General features: G+C 41.0%; 22 protein-coding genes. 10 read left to right on the top strand and 12 right to left on the bottom strand.

The window, feature by feature from the left end:
* Positions 1-169 precede the first annotated feature (169 nt).
* Positions 170-772 (bottom strand): recombination mediator RecR, encoded by a 603-nt coding sequence (gene recR / locus JFU56_RS11350; protein WP_198437392.1) that lies wholly within the window; start codon positions 770-772, stop codon positions 170-172.
* A gap of 341 nt (positions 773-1,113) precedes the next feature.
* On the opposite strand from recR, the gene JFU56_RS11345 reads away from it, so the two are divergent.
* From JFU56_RS11345 to JFU56_RS11330, 4 genes are read left to right on the top strand one after another with little or no spacing between them, the layout of a single operon-like run.
* The gene (locus tag JFU56_RS11345; RefSeq protein WP_019440495.1) at positions 1,114-1,404 is read left to right on the top strand and encodes a J domain-containing protein; all 291 of its coding nucleotides are present in this window, start codon (positions 1,114-1,116) and stop codon (positions 1,402-1,404) included.
* Positions 1,405-1,417: 13 nt separating this feature from the next.
* A complete protein-coding gene (locus tag JFU56_RS11340) occupies positions 1,418-1,906 on the top strand; it encodes a hypothetical protein (RefSeq protein WP_198437391.1) in 489 nt (162 codons plus the stop codon).
* A complete protein-coding gene (locus tag JFU56_RS11335) occupies positions 1,906-2,667 on the top strand; it encodes a hypothetical protein (protein WP_198437390.1) in 762 nt (253 codons plus the stop codon). The genes JFU56_RS11340 and JFU56_RS11335 overlap by 1 nt, the downstream gene beginning before the upstream one ends.
* An 11-nt stretch (positions 2,668-2,678) precedes the next feature.
* Entirely contained in the window at positions 2,679-3,572 is an 894-nt protein-coding gene (locus tag JFU56_RS11330; protein ID WP_198437389.1) for a hypothetical protein, read from the top strand.
* A 316-nt stretch (positions 3,573-3,888) separates the two neighbouring features.
* Here JFU56_RS11330 and JFU56_RS11325 read toward each other — a convergent pair whose 3' ends face one another.
* The 3 genes from JFU56_RS11325 to apt form a co-directional block, all read right to left on the bottom strand.
* Complete coding sequence (locus JFU56_RS11325) at positions 3,889-4,218, bottom strand: YbaB/EbfC family nucleoid-associated protein (protein ID WP_017220587.1); 330 nt, start codon at positions 4,216-4,218, stop codon at positions 3,889-3,891.
* A gap of 137 nt (positions 4,219-4,355) precedes the next feature.
* A complete protein-coding gene (gene dnaX, locus JFU56_RS11320; protein ID WP_198437388.1) occupies positions 4,356-6,884 on the bottom strand; it encodes a DNA polymerase III subunit gamma/tau in 2,529 nt (842 codons plus the stop codon).
* Positions 6,885-6,998: 114 nt separating this feature from the next.
* Positions 6,999-7,544: an adenine phosphoribosyltransferase gene (gene apt / locus JFU56_RS11315; protein ID WP_198437387.1), complete on the bottom strand. Its 546-nt coding sequence runs from the start codon at positions 7,542-7,544 to the stop codon at positions 6,999-7,001.
* A gap of 232 nt (positions 7,545-7,776) precedes the next feature.
* On the opposite strand from apt, the gene dusC reads away from it, so the two are divergent.
* Positions 7,777-8,715 (top strand): tRNA dihydrouridine(16) synthase DusC, encoded by a 939-nt coding sequence (dusC, locus tag JFU56_RS11310; protein ID WP_198437386.1) that lies wholly within the window; start codon positions 7,777-7,779, stop codon positions 8,713-8,715.
* A gap of 88 nt (positions 8,716-8,803) precedes the next feature.
* Positions 8,804-10,714 (top strand): HD domain-containing phosphohydrolase, encoded by a 1,911-nt coding sequence (locus JFU56_RS11305; protein ID WP_198437385.1) that lies wholly within the window; start codon positions 8,804-8,806, stop codon positions 10,712-10,714.
* Positions 10,715-10,732: 18 nt separating this feature from the next.
* On the opposite strand, the gene JFU56_RS11300 is transcribed toward JFU56_RS11305, so the two are convergent.
* The 6 genes from JFU56_RS11300 to JFU56_RS11275 form a co-directional block, all read right to left on the bottom strand.
* The gene (locus JFU56_RS11300; protein WP_198437384.1) at positions 10,733-11,464 is read right to left on the bottom strand and encodes a DUF3726 domain-containing protein; all 732 of its coding nucleotides are present in this window, start codon (positions 11,462-11,464) and stop codon (positions 10,733-10,735) included.
* On the bottom strand, positions 11,461-13,170 hold the full coding sequence (locus JFU56_RS11295) for a hypothetical protein (RefSeq protein ID WP_198437383.1): 1,710 nt from the start codon (positions 13,168-13,170) through the stop codon (positions 11,461-11,463). Before JFU56_RS11295 ends, JFU56_RS11300 begins: the two co-directional genes overlap by 4 nt.
* A 112-nt stretch (positions 13,171-13,282) precedes the next feature.
* Positions 13,283-14,893, bottom strand: a complete 1,611-nt coding sequence (locus JFU56_RS11290) for a BCCT family transporter (protein WP_198437382.1) — start codon at positions 14,891-14,893, stop codon at positions 13,283-13,285.
* Between the two features lie 99 nt (positions 14,894-14,992).
* The gene (locus tag JFU56_RS11285) at positions 14,993-15,982 is read right to left on the bottom strand and encodes a membrane dipeptidase (RefSeq protein ID WP_198437381.1); all 990 of its coding nucleotides are present in this window, start codon (positions 15,980-15,982) and stop codon (positions 14,993-14,995) included.
* A gap of 90 nt (positions 15,983-16,072) precedes the next feature.
* Positions 16,073-17,557, bottom strand: coding sequence for an aldehyde dehydrogenase family protein (locus JFU56_RS11280; RefSeq protein WP_198437380.1), 1,485 nt, complete (start codon positions 17,555-17,557; stop codon positions 16,073-16,075).
* A gap of 168 nt (positions 17,558-17,725) precedes the next feature.
* Positions 17,726-18,112, bottom strand: coding sequence for a RidA family protein (locus JFU56_RS11275; protein WP_374221044.1), 387 nt, complete (start codon positions 18,110-18,112; stop codon positions 17,726-17,728).
* Positions 18,113-18,315: 203 nt separating this feature from the next.
* Here JFU56_RS11275 and JFU56_RS11270 point away from each other — a divergent pair, with 203 nt between their 5' ends.
* Positions 18,316-19,209, top strand: a complete 894-nt coding sequence (locus JFU56_RS11270) for a LysR family transcriptional regulator (RefSeq protein WP_198437378.1) — start codon at positions 18,316-18,318, stop codon at positions 19,207-19,209.
* An 82-nt stretch (positions 19,210-19,291) separates the two neighbouring features.
* Here the strand turns inward: JFU56_RS11270 and JFU56_RS11265 are convergent, their stop codons facing one another.
* Together JFU56_RS11265 and JFU56_RS11260 are read right to left on the bottom strand one after the other, a co-directional pair.
* Positions 19,292-19,756 carry an NfeD family protein gene (locus JFU56_RS11265; protein ID WP_198437377.1) on the bottom strand — a complete coding sequence of 155 codons (465 nt, stop codon included), beginning with the start codon at positions 19,754-19,756 and terminating at the stop codon, positions 19,292-19,294.
* Between the two features lie 31 nt (positions 19,757-19,787).
* Positions 19,788-20,762: a slipin family protein gene (locus JFU56_RS11260; protein WP_198437376.1), complete on the bottom strand. Its 975-nt coding sequence runs from the start codon at positions 20,760-20,762 to the stop codon at positions 19,788-19,790.
* Positions 20,763-21,215: 453 nt separating this feature from the next.
* On the opposite strand from JFU56_RS11260, the gene JFU56_RS11255 reads away from it, so the two are divergent.
* From JFU56_RS11255 to JFU56_RS11245, 3 genes are read left to right on the top strand one after another with little or no spacing between them, the layout of a single operon-like run.
* On the top strand, positions 21,216-21,752 hold the full coding sequence (locus tag JFU56_RS11255; protein WP_198437375.1) for a hypothetical protein: 537 nt from the start codon (positions 21,216-21,218) through the stop codon (positions 21,750-21,752).
* A gap of 30 nt (positions 21,753-21,782) precedes the next feature.
* On the top strand, positions 21,783-22,967 hold the full coding sequence (locus JFU56_RS11250; RefSeq protein ID WP_198437374.1) for a hypothetical protein: 1,185 nt from the start codon (positions 21,783-21,785) through the stop codon (positions 22,965-22,967).
* A 6-nt stretch (positions 22,968-22,973) separates the two neighbouring features.
* The gene (locus tag JFU56_RS11245; protein ID WP_198437373.1) at positions 22,974-23,366 is read left to right on the top strand and encodes a hypothetical protein; all 393 of its coding nucleotides are present in this window, start codon (positions 22,974-22,976) and stop codon (positions 23,364-23,366) included.
* The last annotated feature ends 153 nt before the right edge of the window (positions 23,367-23,519 follow it).

The raw sequence follows: 23,519 nt of genomic DNA, 5'->3' as shown, positions 1-23,519 counted from the left end.
ATTATCTATACTTAATTGTTATTCTTCCGTCATTAGATTGATGACAAGGATGTTATTACTTATTTTTAAAGACCGAGGTCATTATGAATTTTAGTAGTACATTGAAAGCCTTGATAACATTGTCTATCCCAACAACACTCATGTTTACTGTTCTGTACCTATCAATTAATTAGCTAATTCGTTGTCGACCAAGTAGTGAATGGGACAAGGTCGTTCCATCTACATACTCTAATTCACCACCCACAGGTACACCATGCGCAATACGGCTTGCTTTCACGCCATATTCTTGTGCAATCTCAGCAATATAATATGCAGTAGCCTCGCCTTCCACAGTTGGATTGGTTGCCAGAATAAGTTCTTCATAATGGCCAGACGCTAATAGTTCAGCTAATTTATCTAAACCAATTTCATCCGGTCCGATACCATCTAATGGTGATAAGTGACCCATCAATACAAAATATTGACCACTAAATTGGTTGGTCTGTTCAATCGCAGCGACGTCAGCCGGCCCTTCAACCACACAAAGGGTCTTTTCTGTTTGACGTTTTGGATTGGCACAAATAGCACAGATATCTAATTCAGTCAGTGTATTGCACTGTTGGCAGTGGCCAATCTCAATCATTGCTTTCTCTAAAGAATGCGCCAAAGAAACTGCACTATCACGCTTACGCTCTAAAATATGAAAAGCAATACGCTGGGCAGACTTAGGGCCAACACCCGGTAAAATTTGTAGATCATTAATTAATTGATCTAACAAGGGACTGAACTTCATTAATAACTCCAAAAAATGTCGGCACAAGCTAAATTCACCGTCTATATTGAGCGCAATACTACATTAATTCGATTGCTTTAGCATATAATTTTACTTAAGTGTAAGTAGCTAGGCTGCAGATTGATTCGATGTTTATCTAGGCTTTAACTAAACTTCAAATAAGCGTTAAAATATATACAATAAGAGGGAAATAATAATGTTAAATCCCGAGATCTGTTCGTTAGCGTCCAGGAAACACATTAAGCCTCAACAATAGCGGATTTGTGTTGTGCTATGACCTTTCAGCCGTTAAACTTTGCCTCCCAAATTATTGGTTGCGCTAAACTCTCACAGGTAACATTATGATTAACCACTTTAGTGTGCTTGGTATCAAGCCGAACGCAAATGAAGATGACGTTAAAAAAGCCTATAAACGTCTATCGAATCGCTTTCACCCAGATAAATTACTCGGCGCATCAGACGATGAAAAAAAGCATGCTGAAGCTCAGCTGCAACGCGTAAGAAACGCCTATGAAGTGCTTTCAGATCCGAAGCTAAAACGCGAATTTGTAAAAAACTTCAGTAATGTTATTGTGACCGACCCTGCTGCCGCGATGCGCGAGCTGTGGGATCAATTTTATTCTATAAGTTAATTTCTGAGCATTTATGACAAAAGCACTAGATCTATCACGTATTGATGAATTAAAAGAAAATGCATACAGCAATATCGAATCTTATAACGATCCCGATACGCCAGATGCACTTGCGAAATTTACCAGCCAAATTAAGACTGTTTTATTAGCTGATCCGGAGTTACTTGAGTCTGTACCAGAGTACTTGCCGATTGCACTTTATGAAAAAGTTAAATTTCCACCTGAAGCTAAAATCCAATGGGCTCATTGGGTCAAAGAAGGGATTCAGCCTGAGTGGGATGATTTTAAAACTACCGTCGCATTTAATAAGGAAGACTTACCGCTTGTATTAGCTGTAAAAAACTTCTCTGAGACCTTATTAATAGAGAGCTGTATCGTCCTATTCTTGTTGGCAAATGAAAACCAGTCGACGCCAACTAGCCAAGCTCAAGAACAAGATGATAATGACTACCTAGATAGCGAAGAAGGTTATTACGATCAATTTGACGAGGAAGAGCATTAATGAATAGCTTAATTGAAACAGCCGTAATTGAGATCAAACAACTTGCTGATGTAGAACCGCAACAAGCAAGTAAGAAATTTGAGTTAATGGCAAACACCATGACTGATGAAGTATTAGTTGAAGTGATCGAGCAGATGGATATCGTCACATTAACACAAATAAACAGTCACCATGATATCTCTTGCCCTTCTATCATGTCAGAACTGATGACGCCTGAACAGATCCGCGACATCGTTTGCCAGCAACCGCTGTATTGGGAAGAAAAAGTAAAAAACAACGCTGATGAATTAATTCAGCACACGTTTGATTTTTTAACTTATCTTATCCGTATTCAAGATAATGAAGCTAAACAAGCCGCTATTCTAGAATGTATTGCTGAAGATCAAGCGGGTCTGTTTTATCTGTCGATCCCGTTTATTGAATACCTGTTAGCACCCAAGGTCGAGGCTGATCACCACAGTCACATCACAGACAATTACGATGATGAAGATGATGGCGAAACAGTTGGCTTTACAGACCGTAGTGTTGAAGAAGAAACACACAGTTTAAGTATTGACGATCCACGTAGCTTATTAGCCTTGATCCGAGATATAGCACCGGAAGTTGAAAAATCAATTAAGAACTTACTGCGTAGCGAAAACTCAAGCTGGGTTGCTATCATCGACAGTTTCGTTAATGAATTAGTACTGCAAGCAAAAGAAAAGAACGCAGTAGAAGATGAATACGAAGAAGTTGATGACATGTTTAGCTTTCTTGATTAAGGGTTCCGTTAATGAACATTGTACTAAGAGACAGTAATCAAGGCCCTTTTTTAACGAAAGTATTAGATTATGCGCAAGCAGAATCGTTATTGGATGAATCTCAACTTGCTGAAATAAAAAACAAAGCGATACTAATGAGTCTTAAGCTAGCAGATAAATTTTATAACAAGCATAAAATGCACCTGCTAGAAAATGCCGCGTTCGATGTGATCGGAGTCGCTAGCTTAGGATTAATGTCGCTAAGTAATCACGACAAGGCGATAGCATTTAAACTGCTTATCGCGCCAAATGGCATGGTAAAGTCCTTCCAGAAAGGCTGGAGCATGCTTAGTCGTGTGAGTAAGTACAAGCTCAACGGTAAGTCAATATATGGCGATATCGATCCACTACTACTCGATAAAATTTCAACACCGAGTGATGCGGATGAATGGCAAGGTTGGCAGAGCTACCAAGACGCACTATTAGACTTTAATAGTGAAGAGTCTATTGTCGGTCTACTAAACCAGTTTTACGCGCAGTCTACCTATGATCCACTAGACTGTTTAAGCTTAGAAAACGTATTTGCAGAAGTCGTGTTATATCGCCTTCTTTTTGGTCCAATAAAAGTAAGACAAAATCTGAAGCAAAATATCGCTAAGATTGAGCTGGATGATGCTTGGTTTACACTTGAGTTCATTGAACAACAGATTGAAGTCACGCTATCTGAGTTACCGTCGACACTCGCTGAGACAATCAGAACAGACCAAGGTAAATACTTTTCCGCAGGTTTACTACGCACATTAACGTTCGCTAAAAACTATCGAAAACTGCGTTTAGACAATGCTAGTCCAGAACGTTTAGAGCGATACGAAGATAAAGAAGGTCTTATTGGTTTATTAGGCTGGCCTGTTTATCTCGTCATGTGATAGTTAAAGAAGCTAAAGCATTTTAAACAATAACTAATAACATAACGGGGACATCCAATTGGGTGTTCCCGTTTTTCTTAGCTTATGCTCTAGCCGCTGTATAACTATACGTAAGCATGTACGGTTAGAGACACATTGAAAGGATTCCAAGGGAACAAGCCGCGTGATAATATCTACGCAAAAGATATGTATTTTGTGAAGTAACAGCTATAAAAAATGGCAAGTACCAATCTTATATTAAGAAAGGTTACTTGCCATTTTTTCGTTGTATCTAGCTAACAAATATTAACTATCAACCATCATTCTAATTAAAGAATTAGAACGGCATTTTCATACCCGGTGGTAATTTCATACCGCCAGTAACATCGGCCATTCTTGATTTGTTTTCTTCTTCAACACGACGAGCAGCATCGTTGATAGCAGCAGCGATAAGATCTTCTAACATCTCTTTATCGTCTTCCATCAATTCAGGGTCGATTTGTACACGACGTACGTTGTGGCTACCAGTCATCGTAATTTTAACCATGCCTGCACCAGATTCACCAACTACTTCCATGTTAGCTAGGTCTTCTTGTACTTTAGCCATCTTGTCTTGCATTTGTTGAGCTTGCTTCATTAAGCCGCCCATTCCGCCTTTACCAAACATATTAAACTCTCTTTCTATTGACTATCGCGAACAACAATAAGTTAATACTAACTGTTACGCATTGAATATCCATACTATATGGGTATCACTGGAAAAAAATCAAGGTTGATAACGATTGATATCAACACTATAAAAAATTATAACGGCACGATTGAGCTATCATCAATAACAGCGCCGAGGCGGTTCATAAAGAACTGAATATACTTATCATCATACAAGTTTTTAGTCGCATTCGCTAAACGTTGTTGATAAATAATTTCTTCAAGTTGCGCTGGCGTTGATTTGTTTGGGTTTTCACCGAAATTAATCACGAGCTCAACAGGCTCAGATAATACTTGCTGCAACGCATCGCTTAATTGCTGACGCGACTTATCATTAGCAAAGTAGCGTTGGTCTGGATTCATAGTCAATGTAATTCGACCAGGCTCCTGCTCCATGACACTATGCAATGCCAATTGGCGTACACGTCCACCTAAGCTCATCTGATTAATATAACAACACCATGGGTCATTTTCATCTCGTAGCTTATTATCTAGCGGTGCAGTCGCTGTTGATTTACCTGATTTTTGCGGCTGGAAAGCCGGTGATAAATCATTAATATCAACCTTAACCTGGCTGAAACGATCAATTTGACGTACAGCTGGTTCTGCAAAACCTTGTGCTGGCATTTGGTTGTTATAACCACCCTGCCCTTGGTTCTGTGCATTACCTTGATAATGAGCAGGGCCAGAATCTTGATATTGTCCTTGATCTGGATAGTTACCTTGATCCTGATAAGAATCAAGTGGCGGCAACTCGTCCCATGTCGGTGGAGACTGTTGCTGTGTTTGTTGTTGCTGCATAGATTGGCTTGCAGGCGTATTAAAACGACTCTGCGACGCTGGTGTATGCTGGATAACAGGTGCTACCGCTTTTTTCGGCGGTACATACGACGATGGAGCCTGTTCACTCTTCGCCGCTGTCGACTTTTTTGCAGTTGTACCTAAACGACTGCGTAAAAAGTTACGTGTTTTACGTCCTTGGTCAACACCGCTTTCAGGCACAGCAGCTTGCGCTGGCACTTGTTCTTGTGATTTCAGTGGCTGCTGTTGCGACGCAGGTGCAGTGCTTACTTGCTCTTGCTGAATTGGCGCAACTTGTACAGGTACGTTATTCATTGGCTGCGGAGCGTATTCTGGTGTCACACTATTTTGCGGAACGGCATAATGTTGCGGCTCTGCGGTTTGCGGCTCTGCTATCTGTTGCTCTGCCGTTTGTAGTTCGAAATGACCCATCGCTTGCGCTGCTTGTAATAGCTCGTTTTGCTCTAGGTTTAAATTCATCACCGCGTCATCAGGTTGTTCAAGTGCTGGCACTGCGACAGGTTGTACTTGCTGCTGTGGTTCAAGCTGTTGAATTTGCTGCGGTGCTTGTTGTTGCAATGGTGCAAGCTCAGGTGCTGAAACTTGTGCCTGTATTGGAGCGGCTTCAAGTACTTCAGAAACTGGTGCTTGCGCAACGGGCGCTGCCACGACAGTTTCAGCCATCACCGGTGCGATTGTCACAGGTGCAGGCGTCACATCTCTTTCAGGTGCTTGTAAGCGTCCCTGTGGACGGAATGCAAGCATACGTAATATCGTCATTTCTAACGCACTACGTGGATCGGGGGCTAGTGGCAGCTCTTTGCGACCTGTTAAGGTAATTTGATAATACAACTGCACATCTTCAGGTGACATTTCATCACATAAAGCTTTCACTTTATCTGCATGCTCAGAATCAACCACAGATGACGGTAAAATCTGCGCCATCGCAATGCGGTGTAACAAACTTGCTAACTCTATGTGTAATTGGTCAAAATCAGGCCCTAACGAACTAACCTCAGCAATTTTAGCCATACAGCTATTTGCATCACCAGTGACAATTAGGCGCAGTAGCTGCAACATATGACTGTGATCGAGAGTCCCTAGCATATCTAATACGGTTTGATGTAAAACTTCACCCGCACCATGTGATAACGCTTGGTCAGTTAAACTCAACGCATCACGCATACTGCCATCAGCCGCTTTAGCGATTGAATTTAATGCTGATAACTCGTACTGACAATGTTCACGCGATAAGATATGCACTAACTGCTGAGAAATCTGCTCAGGCGTTAATACCTTTAAATGGAACTGCAAACAGCGCGATAAAATGGTAATCGGCAATTTTTGTGGATCTGTTGTCGCCAGTAAGAACTTCACATATTCAGGTGGTTCTTCTAACGTTTTTAATAACGCATTAAAACTGTGCTTAGAAAGCATGTGTACTTCATCGATTAAGTACACCTTAAATCGGCCTCGAGCTGGCTTATACTGTACGTTATCAAGTAGCTCACGCGTATCTTCAACTTTAGTTCGTGATGCCGCATCGATTTCGAGTAGATCGACATAAGAGCCTTGATCAATCTCGACGCACGTTGAACATTCACCACAAGGTTTACTGGTGATGCCTTTCTCGCAGTTTAAGCTTTTCGCTAAAATACGGGCGATCGTTGTTTTACCAACACCGCGCGTTCCACTGAGCAAATAAGCATGGTGTAAACGGTCTTGCTCTAGCGCATTAACTAAAGCGGTCAGCACGTGTTGTTGACCAACAACTTGCTGAAAATTATGCGGGCGCCATTTACGCGCTAAAACTTGATAACTCATAACAGTTCAACGATTACTTAATATTGAGAAGCACTAACATGCTCGGGACTGAAAATAGCTGGCAGTCGGCCACCAGCTAAGAACGATTATTACGATGATGAATGTAACAACGAATTACTCGCCGTCAAAATCCACTAATTTAGTAATATTAACATTAAGATTCTTCAATACCGTTTCACCACCTAGATCAGGTAGTGAGATAACAAATGCCGCATCTTCAACAATACCACCAAGCTGGCGAATCAGTGAAACAGTTGCAGCTACAGTACCACCAGTTGCTAATAGATCGTCAACGATAAGAACTTTATCGCCCGCATCAACAGCATCAACGTGAATTTGTAACGTATCAGTACCGTACTCAAGCTCGTAGCTTTGTTCGATAGTTTTACGTGGTAGTTTATTCGGCTTACGCACAAGAATAAAACCTAAACCTAGTGCTTTAGCAAGTGGAGCACCAAAAATAAAGCCGCGCGCTTCAGTACCTGCAATTTTAGTAAAACCAGCATCTTTAAAACGCTCAGCAAGTAAATCGATTGTCGCAGCGAATGCTGGACCATTTTCAACAAGGCTTGTTACGTCACGGAAAATAATGCCCGTTTTTGGATAATCTGGAATCGATTTAATACTGTCTTTAATAAACCCGAGTGTATCTTGGTTCATGCTTTAACCTACTAATTTGATGAGCGAACTGTCATATCACCAAATAACTTGGGTATAAAACATGTGCTCAATATATAAGAATAATAATGGGGATAAATTTTATGTAACTGCTTGTTGATATGCAAGCGAGTATTAAGATTAACGCCCTTTTGAAGAAATTATTATACGATATATTTGGCAATTATGGTTAATTCTGTTTTAATCGCTCATTTTGCCAACGCAGGACCATCATATGCGCGTAGTTTTAGCCCCAATGGAGGGCGTTGTTGACAATTTGATGCGCGAGTTACTCACTGCGCAAGGCGGTTACGATTTGTGCGTAACCGAATTTATTCGAGTTGTTGAACAGCTATTACCAGAAAAGATTTTTTATCGTTATTGTGCCGAGTTAAATAACGGTTGTCGTACCCAAGCTGGTACACCTGTTCGCATTCAATTATTAGGTCAGCACCCACAATGGATGGCAGAAAATGCCGTGCGTGCAATTGAACTAGGCTCTCACGGTTTAGATATCAATTTTGGTTGCCCAGCAAAGCAAGTGAATAAATCTTCAGGTGGTGCAGCCTGCCTTCGAGAACCTGAACTTGTGTACCAAATCGTCAAACAAGTACGAGAAGCTGTATCATCAGAGCACACTGTTAGCGCGAAGATCCGTCTCGGTTGGGAAGACAGTAACCAAAAATTAGAAATCGCTGATGCAGTGCAACAAGCAGGCGCTAATGAGCTAACAGTACACGGGCGAACAAAGGCCGATGGTTATCGCGCAGCGGCTATCAACTGGGAAGCCATTGCCGATATTAAGCAGCATGTATCAATTCCTGTTATTGCTAATGGTGAGATTTGGAACTACGAAGATGGCCAGCGTTGTCTCGCAGTCACCGGTTGTGAAGATCTTATGGTAGGCCGCGGCGCCTTAAACTTACCAAACCTAGGCTCTGTGGTTAAATACAATCAAGCACCTATGCCTTGGGCTGATGTAGTGACTTTATTACAAAATTACTGCCAATTAGAGATTCGAGGCGATAAAGAGAAGTATCTGCCGAACAGAATAAAACAATGGTTTAGCTACTTACGTAAGCAGTATCCTGAAGCGGTTGACTTGTTTACCCAATTAAGAGCCTTACGTCAGTCAGAAGAAGTGATTAATACACTAAATAACTATCGAAGTTAATAAGTTAAGTACACTTGACTCCATTAAATCGCGATGTTAATAATAGTGTTCAAGTCATATATTATGCATAATTCAAGGATGAATTACCGTGCGTATTACCATAAAAAAAGCCCTCATTAGCGGTGTGATCCTACTACAATTTGTCACATTAACCACACTGCTCGTCTCGAGTTACGTCTCTAACCAGCGTTCTTTTAATTCTCACGCCCATAAGTTAATGATTGATTATGCCGATAATATTATTAACAACTCAAAACGTTTTCTGGATACCGCAGAAGCCACCACGTTATTAAGCAGCGAGTTATTGAGTGCCGATGTATTATCGATAGACCGCCCTGAAGATCTTAGCTTATATTTTTTTCAGCAGTTAAAACAATCTCCGCATATCTCAGGGATTTACTTTGCAAACACCCAAGGCACCTTTGTACACGTCCAGCGAGAACAAGGTTTCAAAGATCCATTATTTTCACGTAAGTTCATCGTATTTGATAACAAGGATGTATTAACATCATCACAGCTATTCACCCACGATAATATTTTCACCCAACTTTCCGTCAAAAATATACAGCAAGAATCCTACGACCCACGCGATCGTATCTGGTTTAATAAAGCACTGGATAACGGCGCTTTATCTTGGACCGACCCCTATGTGTTTTTTTCCTCACGTAAGCCAGGTATCACTAGTTCAATGCCGGTTTATGATAAAGATAATAAACTCATTGGCGTCGTGGGTGTCGATGTATCACTCGCCACCATTTCATCTTTTTTCGATAACCTTGATCTCGGCGAAAACAGCACGGCTTTTGTCACTAACCGCCTCGGTGAGATTATCGCTTATCCCGACCAAAAAATAATTCAAGATACTGCAAGTGAAAGCCTACGATTCCCCCGTATCAATGAGATTAATAATCCAATCGCTTTAACGGCTTGGCAGGCTTTGCAAGAAGAAACCCAGTTGTTTTCGACCGGCAGTACAGCAACAGCAGTGGCATTTAGTTTCGGTAATAATAAATATCATGGTTTATTTAAAGAGTTTACCCATCATGAATGGCCTTGGATTATTGCGATCTACATGCCTGAGCAATTTTTCCTCAGTGAGCTCATCACCAACCAAAAGTTGAATATTTTGTTTGGCTTAGTGATCAGTATTTTCGCCTGTCTCACGTCTTTCTTTTTCATCAATCATATTACTGATTCATTACGAAAAATTAAAACCATTGCTGAGAACATACGCTGTGGTCAATTCATCAAAACCAATATCACCGAATCAAGTTTTATTGAATTACAACAAACCCAATACGCCTTTAACAATATGATTGATAGCTTGATTGCATCCCGTAAAGAAAATGAGCAATTACATTTAATGCTAGAAAAGACCAATGTCGAAACGATTACACGACTTGGGTTAGCCGCAGAATACAAAAATGATTCATCGCCAAACCATATTCGCCGAGTATCTCGTTATTGTGAGTTAATTGGTTTAAACATGGGGATGTCAAAAGACAAAGCAAAAGAATTATGCGCCGCAGCAAAATTGCATGATTTAGGTAAAATTGGTATTCCAGAGCAGGTTTTATCCAAACCAGCCGCGCTAACAATGCAAGAGTGGATCATGATGAAAACGGCACCCGTGATTGGTGCTAAAATTTTACAAGATGCAGAGTCAACCACATTGCAACTCGCGCACAATCTCGTCCTGACCTTACACGAACATTGGGATGGTAGTGGCTACCCTAATCAACTGCAACATAATGACATCCCATTGTCGGCACGTATTGTCGCCGTTGTAGATACTTTTGATACAATGATCCACCCACGCTGTTATAAAAAAGCAATACCGATTGAAGTCGCCATCACTCAGATTCATACATTATCAGGTAGCAAGTTTGACCCGAACGTAGTGGCCGCGTTTGACCACTGCTTAATGGATATACTCAATGTTTATAAACAGTTATCACCGAGTGTTGAAGTTAGTCAACTACCTCGACGATGTGGGTAGAGGCAGTAAACTCGCAATTTAAACAAGTTCACCTGCGCCTTTAACTGATTGCTCACTATTTTCAACCAAGAGTGCCGTCGCCGTGCGTTTCAATACTTCCCATTCACCCTCATCTACTGAAATACCCTCGTACCAGGTATCACGTTGTGCATTATTTAGCGATGAAGACTTAATGTGCTTTGTGTAACCAGCTGAGTAACCGGCAATATCGAAATTTTTCACTGATAATTGAATGGTCATATCGTGTAATGTTCGGCCTGCTAGATCGAGATGGTCAGATAGAAACAGTTCCGGTGACACACACCCTTGATTCAAAATATACAGGGTATTTTGTGGTGACGAACCATTATTCCACTGCGCTTTACACGCCAACCCTTTCGCCGCTAGTTTCACCAGTTCGTTATACGCAAGCCAGCGGTTGTGACAATTTTTCAATTCAATCGTCAGGTGCTTTTTACCGACCATTTTTTCAAGCGCGTAATCGATCACAACTGGTAGGTGACAAGCTAAGCTACAACCATGTAAATCAACAACCAGTCCACCTTCATTAGTAATAAAGATATCAACAGGGGAGTCTTTTTCCGCCGTTAAAAACTGCGCAGCGTTGTTAAAGTGGCCGATACCATTTAATCCAACAATCTGTAAACCAGCAACCATATTGGCTATCACATCGGCTTCACCACAGCTACGACGCATCCCTAAAAAGGCTTTATTCACCACCGAGACTAATTCATTATGTGAAACGATCATGATACTTCCCCTTCGACTACAGCTTGATTTAAGGCATTACTTGGTAATAACGGAAACAACCACTCTCCATCATGGAGTTCGTTAAGTAACGGTGCGCCTTGGAAAAAAGTAACACGTACCCAACGTTCAGAGCGAGGGTCAAATTTAGTTGCACCCAGCACCGCTAACTTACAGCGCAAGAGATGCATAGGTAACGACTTCTTATGTAATACATTCATCTGTATTTCACCCATTTGCTTATTCCCTAGCGTCCAAACACGACGTGAAATGGCTCGGTATTGAGGCTGTAATACTAAAAATTCAGCCAACTGCATATTGGGTTTACATATCAATAACGCATGATAAAGGCGATTAGCTTGACGACCAATATCCAAGGGTAATTCACGATCTTCACCCGGTTCTTCACCGCGAACACCTAACCGTGGTTCTTCTTTGTCTTGTGAGCGATACCAGAACCAATAGTTATTTTCCGGTTGCTTAAAATCAGTCTCAATAGCCCAGCGATAACTACTTTCCAATACCGCTAACAAATCTTCAATACGCTTACCACTCGGTAGGTTTAAGCTTTCATCACAATTCATTTTAGTTTCATAGTTATCCACCAACGCAGGATAGATCTCCATCAAGCACGACAATAGAATTTCTTGCGTTTCCAAACTATAACGACTGGTATATTCAACTAACTCTGACCAAGTTTGACTCTGTATAAGCAAGGTTTCGAGTTTAGTCAATAGATCATGTAATTCAGTTATTGCAGTATTATTAAGGTCATCTTGATTTTCATTAATCGTAATGATTTGCTCTAAATGGCAAAGCCCTTTTTGTAATAAATGCTGTAGTGGTGCTAATTTATGTACTTCAACAGCAGCATTTAATACAGCCGTCAACGCAGACTCTCGTGATGATAACCATTTATCCACAACACAAGGATGATTGATCAAGTACGGTGCCATGCCCAAGCCTGTCGCATTACCGATCCCTAGGTAACGTTGTAAGCCAAGATCTAAACTAACCGCTTTATCTCCACCTTGCTGCCGCGCTAAATAATGCACCCAGTCGAGGCTGAATTCACGCAAGATATACACAGCACACATTTGCGCACTGAAGGACTGATTAAAGTCTTCGGTCGTTTCCAGCCAGCCAAAATCAGCAATACCAAACTTACCATTACCGTAAACAGCTGTCGTACGTAGGATATAACCAACTTCTGCGAGTTCTTTGGCATTCGGCTGCTGCCCTTTAGCAAGGTGTGATACTAAATGTTCAAACACCCGTACACTTTTGTTCGCTCTTGCCAATACCAATACTTTATTTGGATTTCGTCCAGCTTCTTGCAACGGCACGTTAGTGCGTAAGCGACTCAATAAATCAACATCAACATCGCCATAAACCAGGGCGAACGTTACGTCCCACTTTTCGGCAATAACACGATCATTACGATCTTCATCGGCAATCTCATCACAAAAAATAACTAAGTGATAAATATGATTCAGTGTTGTCAGTTTGTAAATCACATGACCAAAGCCTTCTGCTGACAACTGCCAGTCGTGCTTAGTCACTTGCCATTTTTGTTGTGCCATTTTACGAATTAAAGAGCGCACAAAGCTGATCCGGTTCTGATGCATTGCACCAAGTCTTTCTGGCGCCATAACGGTTACAGGATCACGCATATAAGTGCCACCGCAAGTTGAAGGACGAGCATCCATATTATTAACTTCCATTGTAAATATAAGAATTTTAATTAGGCGGCTTGCTAACCGCCCTGCTTCACATTGTTATTCACGGTCAGTCAATCAATCGACTGACCATTAAGACGTGCTATAAACCTTGGTCTTTCGCCATCTGAATCGCGATTTGTGGTGCGTTCCAGAGCGAAGGTAATAAGATTAAAGAAACCGGTACTGCAGTTATAACAATGAAAGATTGCAGTGCGGATATCCCTCCCGAGCCCAGTGAAATAAGCACCAACGCAGTGATCCCCATCACCACACCCCAGAATGTACGAATAAAGGCATTTGGTTCTTCTTCACCACTGATCACCACACTAATGGTGTAAGTCATCGAGTCACCCGTCGTCACGATAAAGATCGTAGTCAGGATAAGAAACAGTACAGACGTAATCATCGGAAATGGTAACTGCGACGTTACAGCCAACAGTGCACCAGGTAAGTTAAAGCCCTCAAATGCAGAACTAACAGACCCCGGATTTGCTATTTCAAATGCTAAACCTGAACCACCGACAATCGTGAACCAAAAACAGGTAGTAAGTGGTGCAATGATACTGATCGTGGTGACCAATTGACGGATCGTTCTGCCACGTGAGATACGTGCAATAAAGATTGCCATCATCGGGCCATAACCCAAGAACCACCCCCAGAAGAATACGGTCCACCAGCTCAACCAACCTTCATCGCCACGGTATGTTGCCATCGGGATGAAGTTATCAACCATGCTACCCACACCTTGGATATAGCCATTAAATATAAAGTTAGTTGGACCAAAAATAAGAATGTAAGCCATCAATAAACACGCTAAAACAACGTTGTAACGGCTAAGCATTTGCATGCCTCGATTCAAGCCACTCAATGCCGAAATGGTATATAAAGCAATGGCAAATAAAACAATGATAAGCTGCGTAGTAAATCCGTCTGGGATCTCAAACAAAACGTTTAATGCGTAGCTCACCTGTAGACCAAGGAAACCAATCGGACCGATAGTCCCTGCCGCAACAGCAACAATACAACAAGCATCAATCAACGCGCCGGTGTGTCCCGTTAACACCCGTTTACCAAACACAGGATAAAGTAGGATACGCGGTTTCAGCGGCAAGCCTTTATCATAATGCAGGTGCATTACTACGATAGAAGTAAGACTACCGACAATAGCCCAAGCCAGAAAACCCCAATGCATGAACGATTGTGATAAAGCATTAACAGCCGTTTGTTGAATGTTTTCTTGAGCACCATACAGAGGTGGCGGGTTAACAAAATGTGCTATCGGCTCAGCTGCAGCCCAGAACACACCACCACCAGCAAGTAATGTACAAAAGATAATAGCCATCCAACGAAAGCCATCCATTTCAGGCTTAGGTAATGCACCTAAAACAACTTTACCTGTACGACCAGCGGCTAACGCGATGCCAATCAAAAAAGTTAATAGCAACAATACCTGCCAATAAGGACCGAAGACTGTAACAGCCCATGAGAATCCCGTATTAACAAGACTTGATAACAATGCTTCATCGTATAGTGCTAATAGTACAAACAAGGCAAGAAAACTGCCGCTGTACCAAAAAGCGGGATTACTAAAACCCAATTTATCCGCTGTAGAATTACTATCACTTACTTCGCTATTATTTGATGAGCTTACGGTATTACTACCATCACTATCTAAGCTCGCCGCTTTCGCGATTTTGGTTAAATCTGACATGCTCTGACTCCAGAGGTATGCTTTGCAACTGCAAAGGTGTGTTTACGTCAGTCCTCTCGATTTATAATAATGGACTGACGTTCTATGTGTCGTAACGATTTACGAAATAGGCTCTAATCCTTGCTTTAAAAAGTTAAACCAATTTTCGCCTAATACTTGCCCCGCTTCAGATTCTGAAAATCCGTAGCGCATTAATCCGTTATAAATATTCTCCATGCCTGCGCTGCCGCAGAACCAAGGCAATGAATCAGGCCACCCTGAATTGTTTGCTGAACCTTCACCGTAATCCATCGCTTTAGACCAGCGACCATTACGCATCCATTCCAATACAGCTTGCGGTTGGTTAAGACACAAGTCACTACCAATCCCCAAGTGTTCAACCCCTACCATATCTGCCGTTTTAGCAACCATCTGACAAAAATCATCTAAGCTGCATTGACTGCCATTAGGTAAGTGAAATGGGTATAAACTGAACCCTAATAATCCGCCGCGTGCTGCTAATGACTTAATCACCGTATCCGACTTGTTACGCAACGCTTCAAACGCAAACGTCGGGTTAGCATGACTAATACAAATAGGGCGAGATGATAAATCAATCGCTTCAAGTGTAGATCGCTCTGCACTATGTGACATATCGATGATCATGCCAACACGATTCATCTCAGCAATTGCTTGCTTACCAAAACGGGTAATACCATTATCATTTTTTTCATAACACCCGGTTGCCAATAGGCTTTGGTTGTTATAAGTCAGCTGCATAATAAGTAAACCTTGTTGGCGCATTACTTCAATTAAACCGATTTCATCATCAATTGATGAGCAATTTTGTGCGCCAAAGAAAACCCCCACTTTACCGAGAGCTTTGGCCTTTTCGATATCAGCAACAGAGTGAATCGGCATGATCAAGTCCGCATTTTGTTCAAACCTTAAATTCCACTCAGCAAAACGGCTCAACGTTTCACGCGCAGTCTCGTGATAAACAATCGTTGCGTGCACAGCGGTAATGCCACTGTTTTTCAATGTCTGGAAGTACTCTCGATCCCAATTGCAATACTGCAATCCATCAATCACAATCCTTTGGCTATACATACCGACTCCTAATTATTCACCTGACTTTCATCCATTTAGCTATGCTCTAGCTCGACTTAAGACCAGCTAAAGCACAGCATTAAAAACCGCTTAATAAGCGCGTTGATAAGCAGTTTTCACCACGGTATAGAATTCTTTTGCATACTGGCCTTGTTCACGAGGGCCAAAGCTTGATTCTTTACGGCCACCAAACGGCACATGGTAATCGGTACCTGCGGTTGGCAAGTTAACCATCACACAACCTGTTTGTGCTTGCTGTTTAAACAATGCGCTTGTACGTAGACTTTGAGTGATGATGCCACTGGTTAAACCAAAGCGAGTATCGTTTGTTGTGGCTATCGCTTCCTCTAAATCAGCAACACGAATAACACTCGCCATCGGCGCAAATACTTCTTCTTGGTTCACCGACCAATCATTTTTAGTATTAATAAACAGTGTAGGCGACATGTAGAAACCTTCATGTTCTAAGTTTAAACGTTCACCACCAAATGCCAGTTCACCACCGCTTTGACGTGCTGTATCAATCCAATCGAAGTTCGCATCTAACTGCTTACCATCCACAACAGGGCCCATAAATACGCCATCTTTCAAGGCATGTCCCACTTTGAGTTCGCTCATACGCTTAATCAGTGCTTCAACATATGCATCATGAATACCATCCATCACGACGAGGCGAGAAGATGCGGTACATTTTTGCCCTGCGCCCGAGAATGACCCCGCGATAGTCGCTTCAACGGCGATATTAATGTCGGCATCATCAGCAACGATTAATGCATTTTTACTGCCCATTTCTAATTGGCAACGCACAAAATTGGGTGCGGTTGCAGCTGCGATCTTACGACCTGTATCTACTGAGCCCGTAAAACTAACGCCATTAACTTCAGTTGAATTAATTAGTACATTACCCACTTCCGAACCACTACCAAGCACAAGGTTAAACGTACCTGCTGGTAGGCCTTGACGGTGAATAATTTCAGTTAATGCCACCGCACTTGCTGGTGTTAGATTTGCAGGTTTCCAGATAACACTGTTACCAAACGCTAAAGCAGGTGCAATCTTCCATGCTGCAGTCGCAGTAGGGAAATTCCACGGAGAGATAATGGCTACAACACCCACAGCTTCACGTGTTACTTCAACTGACACACCAGGTCTAACAGAGGCTGCGCTATCGCCAATTTGACGTAGTACTTCTGCTGCAAAATACTGGAAGAATTGACCCGCACGATAAATCTCGCCACGGCCTTCTAAGAAGGGTTTACCCTCTTCACTTGATAGTAAGCGACCCAGCTCATCACAACGTGCGATCAACTCATCACCAATGCCTTGTAGCACAGCTTGCTTTCGTTCTAGTGGCGTCTTTTCCCATGTTGGCTGTGCATGTTTTGCAGCCGAAATAGCCTGATGAACTTGCGCCGTATTAGCTTGGGCGAAGTTACCTAAATTTTGGCTGATATCAGACGGGTTGATATTAGCAATAGTGCTTACACCTGATTGCCATTCGCCGCCAATATAAAGTGAGTTTTCTGCTTGCCATTCACCACCGATATGAAGTGAGTGCTGTGTTTGAGTTGTCATACGACTTTCCTTGTTGTTCTTTATTGCTACGCAGACTGGTAACAAATAGGCGATACGTTAAGTTAAATTGATTCGTTAAAATAGATCATATTCGTTAGTATAGTTCGGGTTTATAGCGTTATAAATATTGGTTTTATGTTGCTTTTGTTTAAGTTAAAAATGTGCTGATTATTCACTGACAGCAGCGTAGACAACAAACTCAACGAGCATTTCTTCACGTGCAAGTCCTGCGACGACCATGGCAGCGCGATTTGGGTAAGGCGCATCAAAGTATTCTGCATATACTTGATTAACGGTGGCGAGATATTCACGGTCAGTGACATAGATTAAGACTTGCAGTACTGAATTAAGAGATTCGCCGGCACATTCTAATGTGTGGACTAGATTGTCAAAGGTTTGGCGAGTTTGTGCTTCAATGCCACCCGCAACAACAGCGCCTGTTTGATCAATCGGGATCTGCGCAGTATATAAAGTACCATTATTTACAATCGCCCATTCGAGTGGCGCTTTAGACGCAAATAATTCAGTTTTTACAGGGTAGCTTTGAGTTGTCATGTTTACATCCATTTTGTAACAGCTTTGTTTCGATGTTGTGAATATTGCCAGTTGACTCCTGATAAATCTAACGGTAAATTCTGTTCAATTGATAAGTAAAATTTATCACCCCGTAAAAGCGTGATCACAACATACTTTTTATGATGATGTTCTTTTTTATGAATACAGAGTTTTATCACTACACATTGCATGGATTATTAAATATGGATATTAAAATACAACAACTGAGACATTTTGTTTTAGTCGTCGAAGAAGGTGGATTTCGCGCCGCATCAAGCAGAGCAAATCGCTCTCAGGCCGCGCTATCGACCTCTATCAAAGAACTTGAGCGTACATTAGAGCAGCCACTCTTTGAGCCAGGAAATAAATCCACGCTTACGCCTTTTGGGCAAATATGTTTACCCAAGATCACGCAGTTTTTATATATTTATAAAACCCTAGACAACGACCTACGAGCCGCAGCGGCAGGCCAACAAGGGCGCGTCCGCATTGCCAGTGTCCCCTCTGTTGCAGCAAAATTGATCCCTAATGTGCTAGGACGATTCTGTAAGGAATACCCTAATGTTGAAGTCAGTTTGATTGATGATAATGCCGCTGGTGTTGAAGCAAGATTAGTGTCAGGTGAAGTCGATTTAGCACTCGGAAATTGTGCGAACCTAGATGCTGATGCTGTGGATTTTACGCCGCTAATTTCAGATCCTATTGGTGTGGTATGTTTAAAGGATAATCCAATAGCGAATAATGTGAATGGCATTGAATGGCAGGCGTTATTAGATCAACCATTCATTCATAATGGTACCTGTAGACTGCTAGAGCCGACTGCCGCAAGGGTTCTGATTGATAAGGCGCTCTACTCTGTTGAGAATATCACTTCGTTGTTTTCAGTATTAAAACTGGGGATTGGTATAACCACACTACCAAAACTGGCTTTTTCTAGTAATGAAACTGATCTCGTGTGGTTACCTTTGCTTGATCCATCGTTAGAACGCAAGATGGGGATTTTTCGTCTGGCTGAGCATACTATTTCACCGCAAGCTCAAGCATTTTATGATCTGTGTATTGAACACCTAATCTGCTCCGATGAGTTTAATGGCTGATAAATTAGTCAAGTATTTACTCAGTCATCTATTTACTATGTATATAGTACTATTTTGCCCAGCGCTATTTATTCAATACTCGTTATTCGACAATTAAAACATTGCCATCTACCGCGACGATTTTAACTCGTAAACCAACATCGAGGGAGCTAACCGTCGCCGATTCACTTAAGCGGGCATTCCAATTAATACCGGAATGGCGAACCTTACCACCATTAATAGTGACAGTTTCACTCACCGGTACGGTTTGACCAATCATATCGCTACTCGTATCTTGCACAGTGCGATTGCCCTGAAATTGCTTAAGTGGTTTCCATAATAATAACGCCACGACACCTGACAGTAAGCCAACCGATAATACTTCAAGCTCCCAGCCTTGGATAACGCCAATACTCACCAATAACCCAGAGATCAGACAGCTAAGACCAAAAAATAATAATGGCCCGCTTAACCCAGTCACACTCAACTCAATAATCAAGGCAATCGCGCCAACCACATAAAGCAATTGGTCATGATTGTTCTGTAAGTAGTCAATTAATGTATCCATTTAGTAAACTCCATGATAGAAGATAGCCTCACTATTCAGATAATTTTAGTGCGCTTGAAACTGCAATCGCTTGAGCAACTGTATTACCGATATTCTCACTGGTTTTACCATCCGTTAAAATAACCGAACCTTCAGCAGCGATCGCTTTGTGTGCTGAAATAGCATCTTGTGCGAGCTTTAAGCGTACCGCTTGTTGTCCTTCGCTAGTAATGGCAACTTCACCAACAACATGTAATGCCGAAGAGTCTGCATTTGCCACTAATCTGATCGCCTCAGCTTTACCCGTTGCTTCTAATATTTGTGACTCTTTACTTGCTTCAGCGGCCAGTACCTGCTCTGCCTTAGCCGCTTCCGCATCTAAAACTCGGGCTTGTTTCAAACCTTCAGCTTGCGTGATCGCAGCCGTCTTAACACCTTCAGCAGTCAGGATCACAGAACGTTTTTCACGTTCTGCAGCCATTTGTTTTTCCATGTCTTCTTTAATTGAAATCGGCGGGGTAATATCTTTGATCTCGTAACGTGTCACCTGCACACCCCAAGGTTGAGTTGCTTCAGTCATTGACGCTAAGATAGACGCGTTAATGTTATCTCGATTCTGAAAACACTGATCGAGTTCCATTGAACCAATGGCATTACGCATTGTTGTGGTCGCCAGTTGTACTACCGCTAATTTATAGTCAGTGATGTTGTTCGTCGCTGCTGCGGCATCAATCACCTTCATAAATAAAATACCATCAAGTTCCAAGGTAATATTGTCCTTGGTAATAGCCAGTTGTGAAGAGATATCTAATGACTGTTCTTTTAAATTACGATCTGCAGCGACTCGTTGTATAAAAGGCACTATAAAGTTAAGGCCAGCTTGTAATGTGCCGCTATAACGTCCAAAGGTATAAATAACATACCCTCGGTTTTGCGGAATAAATAATACGCTTCTTTGAATGGTAAAAATAACAACAATCGTAATCCAAAGCCACGGAGTTAGGAGTATATCAATAGCAGTATTCATAAGTGTATTTCCTTAGTAATTAGAACAAACAAGATATGGTTCATCATAGGATAAATGATTACAGACCACGGCACAGTCGTTTATATAAAATTACCCTTAAGGTTTTCACCTTTACCTCTAAAGTGTGACCTGGAACTATAATATTCTTTATGTCACCTCGTAACACCTTCGAGATACAGCAGCATAAACCTAAAATCCCTTTTTATTATAGAAACAAAGACATATACCTCATCATATATCCAATCTCAATCAGAAGATAAACTTTAGCATTAGTTTCATCAGCCTATCTAGCCCAAATAGATGACCAATAATAAGGCTAATTAATCCTTTAAAATTAACATAAACATTAACAATCTCATCATAAAGTTGATGGTTGAATACCCTGATAATCCAATACTTAATCCAAGTAACATCATGTTGCTTTAACAAAAACAAGGTCATAAGGGTACTTATATGACAAGGATAAATAATATAAGCGCTTGTTGCTTATTAACACTTTCTGGTTATACATTCGCGGGGGGTCTTTCTCCCTACGAACCGCCGCCAGAGTTAGCTGCTTTATCAGAGCTAGCTCCAAGTGGTAACTATTCAAATATTGAATTTGATGGTGCTTATCTCTCTAAAGTAAAAGTTTTACAAAATCGCAATGGTGGATTAGGTAATAAAGCACATGTCCAACAAAGTGGTGTTCGGAACAAAGCAAAAATAAAACAAGAAGGGAGTAATAACAGCGCTTATACCAAGCAAAGTGGTCGCTTCAACATTGCTAAAACGATTCAAGTAGGTGAAGGGCATGAAAGTGCCATTATACAACACGGGAATCGTAATGTTGCAGTACATATTCAAGGTGGTAATGCGCAACATAAAGGTACGATAAATCAGTCTGGTAATCACAACCTGGCTTTTATTAAAGATACAACGAATAGCTCACATGATTTTTCGGTCAACCAAACCGGGCATGCGAGTATTATTATCAACAATACTTTTTAATCAAAATATAAGATCATTAAGGGAATTACTATGAAAAAATTAACAATCGCAATCGCAGTTTCTTCGGCACTTGTATCTGGCGCTTCTTTCGCGGGCAATGTCGATACCATGATTTTTCAAAATGCAGACGACAATAATGTGACCGTAACACAAAATACCAGTGGTACTAGCCTCGCCGATGGCAATGAGGCTCACGAGACCATCATCTATGGTGATCATAATAAAATCGACATTTTACAAACAGGTAAAAGAAATCTATCTAAGACTGCTATTAATGGCGAAGCTGGAAAAAACAGTAATCGTAATAAATTGAGCGTAGATCAATATGGTGATGATAACAAAGCCAAAATCACGCTTAACGGTGGTAAATCTGACCATAATAAATTAACGATAATACAAGAAGGTGATCATAATAAATCAAAAATCATGTTAGAGAAGGGCACTGACCGCAACACTGCGAAAGTAAATATTCATAATGACTCTAATTACAATAAAACCAAGAGTACATTTGGCCGTGGCGCTGACGATAACCGATTAAATATTGAAATTGAAAAAGGTGCTTATAATAAAGTTAAAACAAGTGTAGCGAATCATTCAGATGATAACAAAGCGAAAGTTGGGATTCACTATGGTTTAGGTAATAAGGTGGTTATCGCACAGGATGGTAATAAAAATAAAGCAAAAGTGTATATGACAGCAGCGGGTTACAACGATGTAAATATAGCCCAAGATGGCGCTAGAAACAAAGCAAAGGTGGATATTCACTATGGTTTAGGTAATGTCGTCGCTATTGATCAAGCTGGTTATAAAAATAAAGCGAAAGTTGATATTACTGCAGGTGCCTATAATAACGTCGATATCGACCAAGATGGTGCTAGAAATAAAGCCAAAGTTGATATCTCTCTCGGCTTTGCCAATAACGTAAATATCGCCCAAGACGGTCATCATAATAAAGCCAAAGTTGATATTACTCATGGCGCTCATAATGACGTCGATATCGATCAAGATGGTTATGACAATGTAGCTAAAGTTGATATCTCTCACGGTAATGGTAATGACGTGGATATTGAGCAAACTGCGCATAATGCAACGGCCAAAGTATCTATGTATCAGTCAAACTATAATACTATTGATGTCACGCAAAATATCAATGATAGCTCAACGATAACAGCGAACTACAGTAACAATAATAGTGCAATCGTTGTACAAAACTAAAGATCTGTGACTTATTTAGTCAATCGTAAAAAATCAGCGGCGTTTAATGCCGCTATTTTTTTATTTGCACTACAGCAATCACAAATGTTGCATAGTGAAGAGCAGCTGAGAATAAAGCAAGATGAAGTGAAACAAGAGGCTAAAGAAATGAATATTCTTTGTCAAGATATCGGTAGCAGTATTAACCTGCAGATTACTAACCAAGATGATAATCATCATACAATTAAGCTAACCTCGAATACCAGTAATCAATTCACAACCAGTATTAATAAAAATGCACAAGTTAATTTAAGCTTATCAAAAGAACAGTTCCCTATAAAAATCATCACTTCCTCTTCTAATAAAATCACTACTTTCATAATTGATAAAAATTGTAAAATATCATCATCCCCCCACTAAGCGGCAATAACTAAAAGATTACCAGATCCCCCAAAAATACTACACCATGCTTAGTTCAGCACTCGATATACTGATGTAGTTTAATTCTACCGGCCACTGCTAAAATAATTTAATGTTAATTAAAGTTGAATATTGTACGCAGCTAGGCAGGAA

The sequence above is a fragment of the Moritella sp. F3 genome (genome assembly GCF_015082335.1).
In the GTDB taxonomy this organism is placed as follows: domain Bacteria; phylum Pseudomonadota; class Gammaproteobacteria; order Enterobacterales; family Moritellaceae; genus Moritella.
This window is presented reverse-complemented; position numbering and strand designations above follow the sequence as displayed.

What these genes read in the sequence shown, in the direction of transcription:
- JFU56_RS11340 (WP_198437391.1), top strand. Translation starts at nt 1,418, where the DNA reads ATGACAAAAGCACTAGATCTATCACGTATTGATGAATTAAAAGAAAAT.
- apt (WP_198437387.1), bottom strand. Translation starts at nt 7,544, where the DNA reads ATGAACCAAGATACACTCGGGTTTATTAAAGACAGTATTAAATCGATT.
- dusC (WP_198437386.1), top strand. Translation starts at nt 7,777, where the DNA reads ATGCGCGTAGTTTTAGCCCCAATGGAGGGCGTTGTTGACAATTTGATG.
- JFU56_RS11335 (WP_198437390.1), top strand. Translation starts at nt 1,906, where the DNA reads ATGAATAGCTTAATTGAAACAGCCGTAATTGAGATCAAACAACTTGCT.
- JFU56_RS11265 (WP_198437377.1), bottom strand. Translation starts at nt 19,756, where the DNA reads ATGGATACATTAATTGACTACTTACAGAACAATCATGACCAATTGCTT.
- JFU56_RS11260 (WP_198437376.1), bottom strand. Translation starts at nt 20,762, where the DNA reads ATGAATACTGCTATTGATATACTCCTAACTCCGTGGCTTTGGATTACG.
- JFU56_RS11285 (WP_198437381.1), bottom strand. Translation starts at nt 15,982, where the DNA reads ATGTATAGCCAAAGGATTGTGATTGATGGATTGCAGTATTGCAATTGG.
- JFU56_RS11290 (WP_198437382.1), bottom strand. Translation starts at nt 14,893, where the DNA reads ATGTCAGATTTAACCAAAATCGCGAAAGCGGCGAGCTTAGATAGTGAT.
- JFU56_RS11270 (WP_198437378.1), top strand. Translation starts at nt 18,316, where the DNA reads ATGGATATTAAAATACAACAACTGAGACATTTTGTTTTAGTCGTCGAA.
- JFU56_RS11295 (WP_198437383.1), bottom strand. Translation starts at nt 13,170, where the DNA reads ATGGATGCTCGTCCTTCAACTTGCGGTGGCACTTATATGCGTGATCCT.
- JFU56_RS11280 (WP_198437380.1), bottom strand. Translation starts at nt 17,557, where the DNA reads ATGACAACTCAAACACAGCACTCACTTCATATCGGTGGTGAATGGCAA.
- JFU56_RS11345 (WP_019440495.1), top strand. Translation starts at nt 1,114, where the DNA reads ATGATTAACCACTTTAGTGTGCTTGGTATCAAGCCGAACGCAAATGAA.
- recR (WP_198437392.1), bottom strand. Translation starts at nt 772, where the DNA reads ATGAAGTTCAGTCCCTTGTTAGATCAATTAATTAATGATCTACAAATT.
- JFU56_RS11255 (WP_198437375.1), top strand. Translation starts at nt 21,216, where the DNA reads ATGACAAGGATAAATAATATAAGCGCTTGTTGCTTATTAACACTTTCT.
- dnaX (WP_198437388.1), bottom strand. Translation starts at nt 6,884, where the DNA reads ATGAGTTATCAAGTTTTAGCGCGTAAATGGCGCCCGCATAATTTTCAG.
- JFU56_RS11330 (WP_198437389.1), top strand. Translation starts at nt 2,679, where the DNA reads ATGAACATTGTACTAAGAGACAGTAATCAAGGCCCTTTTTTAACGAAA.
- JFU56_RS11325 (WP_017220587.1), bottom strand. Translation starts at nt 4,218, where the DNA reads ATGTTTGGTAAAGGCGGAATGGGCGGCTTAATGAAGCAAGCTCAACAA.
- JFU56_RS11300 (WP_198437384.1), bottom strand. Translation starts at nt 11,464, where the DNA reads ATGATCGTTTCACATAATGAATTAGTCTCGGTGGTGAATAAAGCCTTT.
- JFU56_RS11250 (WP_198437374.1), top strand. Translation starts at nt 21,783, where the DNA reads ATGAAAAAATTAACAATCGCAATCGCAGTTTCTTCGGCACTTGTATCT.
- JFU56_RS11275 (WP_374221044.1), bottom strand. Translation starts at nt 18,112, where the DNA reads ATGACAACTCAAAGCTACCCTGTAAAAACTGAATTATTTGCGTCTAAA.